The sequence below is a fragment of the uncultured Meiothermus sp. genome (assembly GCF_937863175.1).
In the GTDB taxonomy this organism is placed as follows: Bacteria; Deinococcota; Deinococci; order Deinococcales; family Thermaceae; genus Meiothermus.
This window is the reverse complement of record NZ_CALMCQ010000382.1, coordinates 1-9,670: the sequence shown is the minus strand read 5'-3', so window position 1 is coordinate 9,670 and position 9,670 is coordinate 1. Positions and strand designations below refer to the sequence as shown.

The window sequence follows — 9,670 nt, the reverse complement described above, 5'->3', positions numbered from 1 at the left end:
GATCTGTACTGGCTTGATGGGGGTGAGGCTTTGCGGTCTTATGTAGAGTCTTGGCAAAGATACTCAAAATAGAAGAGTGCACGGTTGTGCACTCTTGCGGTTACGATTGGTTGGTGTTTACTTGATTAAGCCCAGTTGCAACACCGCATCGCGCTCCTCGGCAAGTTCCCTGGCAGTTGCGTCCATCTTGGCCCGGCTAAAGTCGTTGATGTCTAATCCCTTTACGATCTCAAAATCGCCATCTTTGCAGACACAGGGGTAGCTGTAGACCAGACCCTCGGGGATGCCATACGAGCCGTCGGAGGGGAAGGCCATGCTCACCCAGTCGCCTGAGCGGGTGCCCAGCGCCCAGTCGCGCATATGGTTAATGGCGGCGCTGGCAGCCGAAGCCGCCGAAGAGGCTCCGCGCGCTTCAATAATTTCTGCGCCGCGCTTGGCCACCTTGGGGATGTAGGTGTTCGCGTACCAGTCGTGGTCGCCCACCAGTTCGTAAGCGCTCTTGCCGCCCACTTCGCAGTGGTAGAGGTCGGGGTACTGGGTGACAGAGTGGTTGCCCCAGATGGTCATTTTCTTGATTTCTGTGACTGGCACCTCGAGACGGGCTGCCAGTTGCGAGATGGCCCGGTTGTGGTCGAGGCGGGTCATGGCGTGGATCTGGCGGGGGCTCAGATTGGGGGCGTTTTTGAAGGCGATCAGGGCGTTGGTGTTGGCCGGGTTGCCCACCACCAGCACCTTAACCCCCTTCCTGGCGCTGTCGGAGAGGGCCTTGCCCTGGGCGGTAAAGATCGCCCCGTTAGCGGCCAGCAGATCGGCCCGCTCCATGCCCTGTTTGCGCGGCATTGCACCCACCAGCAGAGCATAGTCCACATCGCCAAAAGCCACGTTAGGGTCGTCGGTGGGAACAATACCAGCCAGGGTGGGGAAGGCGCAGTCCTCCAGCTCCATGATCACCCCATTGAGGGCTTTGAGGGCCGGGGTAATTTCCAGAAGCTGCAAGATTACCGGCTGATCTTTGCCCAGCATTTCGCCTGAAGCAATACGAAACAGCAGGCTGTAGCCAATCTGACCGGCCGCACCAGTAACCGCAACACGAACAGGGGATTTCATCCAGAGGCTCCTTTCGTTGGGCTTTGGCCCACTTCTACCGTTCACGATGATAACGTGCCGGAGGCCGGATGTCGAAGGACAAAGGTCGGGGGTAGGTACACCGGGCAGGTTCGGAACCGACTGCGGGAGCGCCTCCCGGCTAAGCAGGCGGTACGCCATTTAGCCATCAACCTTGTCCCTGGCTGCCAGGGCTTATTTGCACAGGCCCGGCCCCTGGCCACTCGACTCTAGACCCTTGATGCGCTGCTGGCGTAGCATTACGCATATGATGGTCAGCCGCTATTACGACGTCAAGCGCGACGAGCGGGGCAAGCGCTATATCGAGCCCTTTGTCGAAGGCTCTGTGCTGCTGGGCCTGCCCCTCTTGAACAAGGGAACAGCCTTTACCCATGAAGAACGGAAAGCACTCAAACTCGAGGGCCTCTTACCGCCACACCCGGCGACCCTGGAAGAGCAGAAAGAGCGCAATTATCGGCGCTACTGCCTGATCGAAAATGATCTGGAGAAACACATCTTTCTCCGCAACCTGCAAGATCGCAACGAGGTGCTGTTTTTTGCCCTGTTCGCCGACCACCTGAGCGAGATGCTGCCCATCCTCTATACGCCCACGGTGGGCGAGGCAGTTAAGCAGTTCTCTCATATCTACCGCTATCCGCGTGGCTTCGCTGCTTCCACCGACAATATTCGAGAAATTGCCGAGGCTTTGAGCAATACCCCCATTAACGATGTGCGCCTGGCGGTAGCCACCGATTCCTCGGCCATTCTGGGTATCGGCGACCAGGGTTTTGGGGGGCTGGCCATTTCCATCGGCAAACTGGCGATCTACACCGCGGCGGGGGGGTTGGGGCCGGACAAAGCACTCCCTGTCGAGCTGGATGTGGGCACCAACCGCGCCGATCTGATTAACGATCCACTATACCTGGGCGTCCGCCACCGGCGGCTCTCGGGTGTGGAATACTACGAATTTATGGATCGCTTTGTCGAGGCTTTTCACCAGCGCTACCCCAGTGCGGTCATCCAGTGGGAGGATTTCAGCAAAGACACCGCTTTTGCTGTGCTCGAGCGCTACCGTAAGGTGCTTCCCTCTTTCAACGACGATATCCAGGGCACCGGCGCGGTCACCCTGGCCGGGGTCTTGTCGGCCTGTCGAATCAAGGGACAGAACCTCTCCGACCAGCGCATCCTGGTCTATGGAGCCGGAGCCGGGGGGATCGGGGTGGCCCAGGCCATCCTGGATGGCTTGTTGCGGGAGGGTCTGGGCCAGGAAGAAGCCCTCGAGCGGTTATTTGTGCTCGACTCCAAAGGCTTGTTGCTCCGCAACCGGAGTATGGAGGGCTACAAGCAGAAGTTCGCCAAAGATCCTGCGCATGTCCAGGGTTGGCAGGTCTCGGGCGAGACGCCCAGCCTGTATGAGACCATCGTGAATGCTAAAGGCACTGTTTTGTTGGGGTTGTCGGGGCAGCCCGGTTCGTTTACTGGGCCCATTGTGCAGGCCATGCAGGCCAGCGCCGAGTATCCAGTCATCTTCCCCCTGTCCAACCCCACCAGCTCGTCGGAGGCCATTCCCGAAGAAATCTTGCGCTGGACAAACGGCAAGGCCCTGGTAGCCGCCGGGAGCCCCTTTGCGCCGGTGGAACATGGCGGGGAAACTTTTCCCATCGGGCAGGGCAACAATGCCTTTGTGTTTCCGGGACTGGGTTTTGGTACGGTGCTCTCCAAGGCCAGGGAAGTCTCTGATGCAATGGTGCTGGAGGCGTCTTATGCCTTATACGACTACACCAGTAAACATCACCCAGACCGGGTATATCCCCCCACTTCGGAGTTGCGGGAGGTGAGCCAGTATGTGGCCTCGCGGGTCATCCGGCAGGCCATCAAGGAGGGACTGGCCCAGGAAGAACGCCTGGTGGGTCTGGGTATGGAAGCCATCCAGGCCTATGTTGCCGAGCGGTTCTGGCAGCCCAGGTATTTACCCTTCAAGCCCGCAAAACCGGGTCAATAGCCGATGGTGAATAGCGGATGGCTGGTTGTGGCTATGGGCCACCGGCATCGGCTTTAGACCATAGACCAACTGTGCTACACGGCATACCTGTGACGATTGACGTGCATGAGCACAGGTTTCCGTATACTGTTAGTGTCAAGGGTTTTTAGCCCGGTTTGTTTATGGATAAAAAAGACCGCCCCGTCTACATCATTTCGGTTGCTGCCGAGCTGGTGGATATGCATCCCCAAACCCTGCGGCTGTACGAGCGGAAAGGCCTGATACAACCCAAGCGTTCGGGGGGCAAGACCCGGTTGTATTCTGAACGGGATGTCGAGAAGCTCCGGGAAATTCGCCGCCTGACCCAGGAGTTGGGGGTCAACCTGGCGGGCGTGGAAGAAATCATGAAGCTGAGCGACGAGTTATGGACGCTCGAGCAGCGCTTCCGCGAGGAGGCCGAACGCCTGAAGGTAGAGCTGGGCGAGAAGCTCGAGGCTTTCAAGACGCCCCCGGCCCTGCCCGCTCCTGGCGAGGGTAAGGGCCAGAAGATCAACGAGAAAGAGCGGCCCGTCTATATCATTTCGGTGGCCGCCGACATTGTGGGGATGCATCCCCAGACCCTGCGCCTCTACGAGCGGGAGGGCCTGGTCGCGCCCAGTCGCACCTCCGGCAAGACCCGCCTCTACTCTGAACGGGATGTGGAAAAACTCAAGGAAATTCGCCGCCTCACGCAAGAACTGGGCATTAACCTGGCAGGGGTCGAGGAGATCATCCGCCTGCGCAACGAACTGGACATCCAGCAGAACCGCCTCGAGTCGGAAATTGCCCGTCTGCGGCTGGCCCTGTTACGCGAACTCACGCCGGGGCAGAAGGTCGAACCACTAAAGAAAACCAGGTCGTCGGCAAGCTAGAGCAAATGAGGCGGTTTTCAGATGGAGGGCACCCCTGGTTGCACTGAAAACCCCTCTCTGCCACCCCGGGGTTCCGTGAATGGGTGCGCCTTCTACGGCAAACACCCAAGTCATTACCGGTAGGGATTCTGCCCTCCAAAGTGTGCCCACCATAGCAATTTCGGCGATGGTTTCTTCTGAGATGCATTTTTGGGGTTCGCTTTGGAGCGGCTCGCTTCAGGGCGTTCGTCACATGCTAACTTCTTTGTTACCAGACCCCTGAGCAACCTGAGCCAGAGGGGTTTTACCGGATTCAAAAAGATGATCCTCCAACCCGGAGACCCGGAGGCGATCTTTTGGAATCCTGGAGCACCCCCCTCCCGGACGGTCGGCGAAAAAAGCGTCTCCCTTCGGTCGGGTTCCGAATCTGGTATTACCTGAGCTTCAACGGGAGCCGCAAGGCATAAGCAAGCCCTGCAAATATAGCCAGCCCTGTCAAACCTCCTGCAAAAAGCGGTAGGAGGTTCTGCAAAAAAAAGGTGGGAATTCCAAACTGAATGGCTACCGTGTAAGCAGCCCAACCCGCCGGAACTGCTGCCAGCACTACCTTTCCTACCACCCGCCATACCTCGGTTTGTGCCACCATATGGAAACGCTGCAAGCGCCTGGCATAAATCGCCAGGCCCACCCAGCCCGCAAGAGCAGTTGCCAGGTTCAACACAAACAATCCCTGCTCGCGGAACAGCCAGTAACCGAAGGTGTTCAGGAGCGCCACCATCACCGTCACGCTCACCGCCTGCCCCACCTGCCCCACTGCGTAGAAGCCCCGCAGCACCAACTGGTTTAAGCCCCAGGGCAGGAGCGCAAAGCCCAACGCCATCACGGTCTGGGTGGTGAAGGCCCGGTTGGCATCGGAGAAATTGTCGGTGATGGCGTAGAGTGTCCCTACCATCCAGGGGGCCAGCGCCACCATCATTGCTGCTGCGAAGGCGAGGGGAACCGCCAACCGCGCCATGATGCGGCGGAGCAGCTCGCGGGCCGCAGACACGTCGCCACCCCCCGCTAACGCGGAGAGCCGGGGGAAGGCGGCCATCGCTGGCGAGACCGCCAACAAGCCTAGAGCAGTGGTAAAGATGAGCTCACCATTCTGGAAGCCCGTCACAGCCGCCGAGGGGTAGGCCGCCAGGATGCCCAACAACACCAGGTTCAGAAACTGCCGTACCGAGGTGGTAAAGGCAAAGGGCCCAATGCGCCAGAGGGCCTCTCGGAAAGCCGGGTGCCATCTGAATTCCAACCCATAACCCTTGAGTGCGGGGAGCTGCACCAGGGCTTGCAGGGCTCCCCCGACCGTGACCGATAATCCAAGGGCGACCACACTACTGGGAAACAACAACATCACTACGACGGAACCTATGTTGAAGGCGATGGGGCTGAAGCTGGTGATGCCAAAACGCTCGCCCGACTGGAGCATCGAAGAAAACAGTGAAGCCATCGAGATCGAGAGTAAAAAAGGCATTACCAGGCGAATCATCAGAACCAGCTGCTCAAAGACCGCAGGGTCGCGCAAGGGGCTGGGCTGGCTGAGTGAAAGATCGGAGAGCCAGAGCAGGGCACTGGCGATCTGGGGGGCAAACACGATGCCCAGGCCCAGAATCACCAGATTGACTCCCAGTAGAAATGCTCCAAAACGCCTGGCGAACACCCTGGCTTCTTCGGGTGGGAGACTGGTCAGCACAGGAATCAGCGCATTTTGGATGGCCCCCTCGGCCAACAATTCGCGCAGCAGATTGGGAATACGGTAAGCCACCCAGAAAGCATCTTTGAGAATATCGGGCAGCGGCAAATTGGTCAGGATGGTCTGGCGCACCAGGCCCAGCAAGCGGCTGGAGAGTGTACCCGCCATGACCAAAAAAGTGTTACGTATGATTCTCGACATAAAAACGGTACGTCAGTGCTGGGCGCGGCGCACTCTACAAAACTATACCTAAATGCCGATACTTGCGACGAATATCTTTGCTGGATTCGAATGAAAAGCTCTGTTGAGCAGTCCTTCAGTCTCCACCTCCTGCGTAAATCGAACCCGGGTACTGCACCTGTTGGCGGGCAGACGGGCCCTACGCCCTGATGCAAGAACCTGTTGCACAGCAGCGGGATTTAATCTTTCCAACCAACCTTGCTTCCGGCAGGCGATTTCTCAACCTGCAGTCGCGCTGGCAACCGTTCGGCCAGTGCCTCCACGTGGGTCACGATGCCTACCAGGCGACCCTGGGTGGGCAGGGCTTCCAGCACCCCTGCAACCTGCTCCAGCGTTTCTGCATCGAGCGTTCCGAAGCCTTCGTCCAGGAACAAGGCCCCGATTCTGCCGCGCGAAAGGTGTTCCGACAGGGAAAGCGCCAGCGAGAGGCTGGCCATGAAACTTTCACCACCCGAAAGGGTTCGTACTGGTCGCTGGGCATCATTCCAGCGGTCGAGCACTTTGTACTCGCCCTCCTCGAGGCGCAGGCTATAGCGGTTTTGCGAAAGAGACTGGATAAACTCCGAAGCCCTGGAGAGCAGACCGGACTGATAGTGTTCCAGCAAAAAGTCCTGGAAGCGGTCGCCCTTGAGGTCGCTGGCGAGTTGTTCCCAGAGGTCGGTTTGCTTGTCCAATTCGGCCTTTTCCTTACGAACCTCGCGCTTTCGAGCGAGTTGTTTTTGCATGCGCTCGAGGTCTGACTTTTTGCCGCCAAGGCGCTCTTTGACCTCGCCGAGGGAGGTTTTGAGCCCGGCCACCAGGTTTTTTTGCTCGGAAACCTGGAGGGCGGTGACGGGTTCCTGGCTACCCAGCTCTTGCTCGAGCTTTCCCAGCAACGAGGCAATTTCCACCCCATCGCGCTCGTGCTGGGTTTGCCGCTTTCGCAAGGCATCTACTTCCTGAAGACTCAGACGGGCTTTTCTGACCGATTCCTGGTTCTCGAACTGGGCTTCCTGAATAAGCACCTGAACGGCCGCTTCCTGGCGGGCCTGGTTGGCCTGCAAAACCTGCACAATCCCGGCGAGGCTCGAGACTCTTCCCTGGGCTTCCGCTAATCGGGCCTCGAGTTCGGCGATCTGCCGGGCCAGACCCTCCTGAGCCTGAAGCTGTTTTTGTAAACGCCCGATATAGCTTTCCACATCGTGCCCATCGGTATTCTTGCGAATCTCGGCAGCCAGTGCGGAGAGGCGCTGGATGCGTTCCTGGTGGACTTTTTCCAGTGAACCAAGTTCGCGCACCTGGGTCTGGATAGACTCGAGCTCAGCCCGGGCCTCCGCTTCTTCCTGCTGCCGCTGGTCGAACTGGCTGAGCAGTCTGGGCAGGCTGTCCTCGAGTTGTTTGCGCCGGTCTTGCCTAACCTTGAAGTCGGCCCGCAGTTCCTCGAGTTCGCTGGCCTTAAGCTTCCGGGCAGCCTCCAGCGGGGCCAGGTCGGGAAGGTCGGTGGCAGGAGGCAACTGCTCTACCGGGTGTCCACACAGGGGACAGGGTTCGCCTACCCTTAGCTTGTTGCGGTACTGGTAGATGCCCTGGCGGGTTTTTTCAAGCTCGAGGGCCTGTTCGGCCTGTTCGAACTCGGCTCTGGCCTCCACACCAGCGGCCTTGAGGTGCTCGAGTTCCCCCATCAACTGCTCGTAGGCATGCTGCGACGCCTTCAGCTCGGCCTGAAACTGCCCAAAGGCCGCCGCGATGCGCTTATGACGTTCGGTCAGTTTGTGCAGCTCGTCGAACTGCCGCTCGGCATCACGCAGTGTGTCCAGGCGGTCTTCGTCAAAAAGTAAGGGAGCCGCATGATGCAGGTTCAGGGTTCCGCCATAGCGCTTCAGGCGGGCTTCCTGCACCTGCAAGAGGGGAGTCTGGGATAGCCCGGTTTTGAGCTTTTCCAACCTTTCAGGCTGGAAGTCCTGCCGCAGGGGGATGAGTTCGGCCTCGAGTTTCACTTGCACCGACTGGTCACGCCTATACTGCTCCTGCTTTTGACCGAGTTCGTTTTGCGCGGCTTGCAGGGCCTCTAACTGCGGCCAGATCCGCCCGGCTTTCTCGGCCTGGGCCAGCCTGGCAGCAATTTCGGCGATGCGGGGTTGCTCGTTCTGCCAGTTGGCCCTGCGGCGGCGTAGCGACTCGAGCTCGGTGAATTTCTCGAGGCGGTGCTCGAGGGTTCGCAGGGTCTTTTCGGCGGTCTGGTGCTGGCTGCTAAGGTCGCGTTCGCTGCGCTCGAGCAGCTCGATCTCATCTCGTAGCGCGGAGACTCGCTCCTCATCGGCCTCGGCCAGTGCATCCAGTTCGCCCTGCAAGCGGGCGCTTTTCTCGCTAATGGCCTTGAGCCTGGCCGCCACCTTTTCCCGCATGGCCTTGAGCGACTCCAGGCCATAGAGCTTGATCAGGGTCTCGCGGCGCTCTTTGGGCGAACCGCGTAAAAAAAGGTCGAACTGGCCCTGCGGCAGCAGAATCGCACGGGTAAAGGTTTCGTAGTCCATGCCCAGAATTTCGGCCAGCTTGGCATCGAGCTCTTTGACTTTTTCGGAGGCGGGATGGGTTTTCCAGTCGTTGTGCAGGAGGTACTCGAGGCGGTTCTGGTTTTCCTTGCCCACCACCCGCACCACCCGCCACACCTGCCCGCCCATGTCAAAGGTCAGTTCCACTTTGGCCGACTCGGCCAGGGGATGTTTGAGTTCCTTGAGTCCCGTTGAGCCGATGCGCGGCGTGGTTTTGTAGAGGGCATAGGTCATGGCATCGAGCAGGGTGCTCTTGCCCGCCCCGGTCTGCCCGGTGATGGCAAACAACTCCACATCATCAAAGCCGACGTCCTGTAAATCGGCATAAGCGCCAAAACCTTGGATACGCAACTTGAGGGGTCTCATAGGTAAGCTGGTGCGAAGCGTCAGGGGTCGAGGATTAAGCGGTTCGCAGATAGATCATAAGGGATGTTTCGACTGATAACCTCCGGGGAATGGCGTCCAGCTCACCGTGATCGTAAAGTCATAGTGCAACTGCCCCGGTGCAACGAGGTCGAGGTTTGTGCAAGCAGGCACGGGACGGGTCACTGCCTACCGCGCTCACTTTCGGAGGCATGAACCTCTTCGAACACCTCTCTAAATGCCGCCAGCAGTTCGGGGCTGGCCTCGCGGGTGGTGGCCTCGAGGCGGTACTGGGAGTAGGCTTCAACCCAGTCGAGATCTTCCACTGTCGCCACAGCGGGCCTGGCTTCCTCCGAATCGGGGGTGTGAAACTCCACCTCGAGCAAGTCTGGCATCTCCTTGAACAATCGTTCGCGCAAAGCCGGGTTACCTTTGCCTTCAATCACCACCTTGCTATATCCGGGAAACTCCCTGATCTCGTTCCAGCGGCGATCCAACGAGTCTCGGCTGACCCGGAAGGTCTTGAGGGGTCGGCCCCAGTGCTCGTTAATGGGTTGAACCCTGGGCGGAAGTCCCGGGGCTACCTCGACGATGAGGGCACCCCTGGGGCTATCCTCGTTCTCGCCAAAATCCAGTTGAATCAGCGAGCCTGCGTACCAGGCCATCGGGGTCTCGGCAACTTGCTGCTGGCGGTGCAGGTGGCCCAGGGCCACGTAGCTCAGGGCCGGGGGGAAGTCAGCGGGCTGGATGGCGTAGCTGTTGGTGGTGTGAAAGGTAAACTCACCGCCGCCCAGCCGGCCCCCTTCCACCGTCAGGTGGGCCATCA

General features: G+C 59.2%; 5 protein-coding genes and 1 pseudogene. 2 read left to right on the top strand and 4 right to left on the bottom strand.

The window, feature by feature from the left end:
- Positions 1–117: 117 nt before the first annotated feature.
- Complete coding sequence (locus Q0288_RS14405; RefSeq protein WP_299431782.1) at positions 118–1,107, bottom strand: malate dehydrogenase; 990 nt, start codon at positions 1,105–1,107, stop codon at positions 118–120.
- Between the two features lie 265 nt (positions 1,108–1,372).
- Here Q0288_RS14405 and Q0288_RS14400 point away from each other — a divergent pair, with 265 nt between their 5' ends.
- On the top strand, positions 1,373–3,106 hold the full coding sequence (locus Q0288_RS14400; RefSeq protein ID WP_299431779.1) for an NAD-dependent malic enzyme: 1,734 nt from the start codon (positions 1,373–1,375) through the stop codon (positions 3,104–3,106).
- Positions 3,107–3,267: 161 nt separating this feature from the next.
- Complete coding sequence (locus Q0288_RS14395) at positions 3,268–3,996, top strand: helix-turn-helix transcriptional regulator (RefSeq protein WP_299431776.1); 729 nt, start codon at positions 3,268–3,270, stop codon at positions 3,994–3,996.
- 412 nt (positions 3,997–4,408) lie between these two features.
- Here Q0288_RS14395 and murJ read toward each other — a convergent pair whose 3' ends face one another.
- The 3 genes and pseudogenes from murJ to Q0288_RS14380 form a co-directional block, all read right to left on the bottom strand.
- Entirely contained in the window at positions 4,409–5,911 is a 1,503-nt protein-coding gene (gene murJ / locus Q0288_RS14390) for a murein biosynthesis integral membrane protein MurJ (protein WP_299431773.1), read from the bottom strand.
- Positions 5,912–6,129: 218 nt separating this feature from the next.
- Entirely contained in the window at positions 6,130–8,847 is a 2,718-nt protein-coding gene (locus Q0288_RS14385; protein WP_299431770.1) for an SMC family ATPase, read from the bottom strand.
- Between the two features lie 179 nt (positions 8,848–9,026).
- A pseudogene (locus tag Q0288_RS14380) lies at positions 9,027–9,670 on the bottom strand (exonuclease SbcCD subunit D); the annotation flags it as partial.

Bases quoted from the DNA above. Each gene is read 5' to 3' on its own strand.
- Q0288_RS14405 (WP_299431782.1), bottom strand. From the start codon at position 1,107: ATGAAATCCCCTGTTCGTGTTGCGGTTACTGGTGCGGCCGGTCAGATT.
- Q0288_RS14400 (WP_299431779.1), top strand. From the start codon at position 1,373: ATGATGGTCAGCCGCTATTACGACGTCAAGCGCGACGAGCGGGGCAAG.
- Q0288_RS14395 (WP_299431776.1), top strand. From the start codon at position 3,268: ATGGATAAAAAAGACCGCCCCGTCTACATCATTTCGGTTGCTGCCGAG.
- murJ (WP_299431773.1), bottom strand. From the start codon at position 5,911: ATGTCGAGAATCATACGTAACACTTTTTTGGTCATGGCGGGTACACTC.
- Q0288_RS14385 (WP_299431770.1), bottom strand. From the start codon at position 8,847: ATGAGACCCCTCAAGTTGCGTATCCAAGGTTTTGGCGCTTATGCCGAT.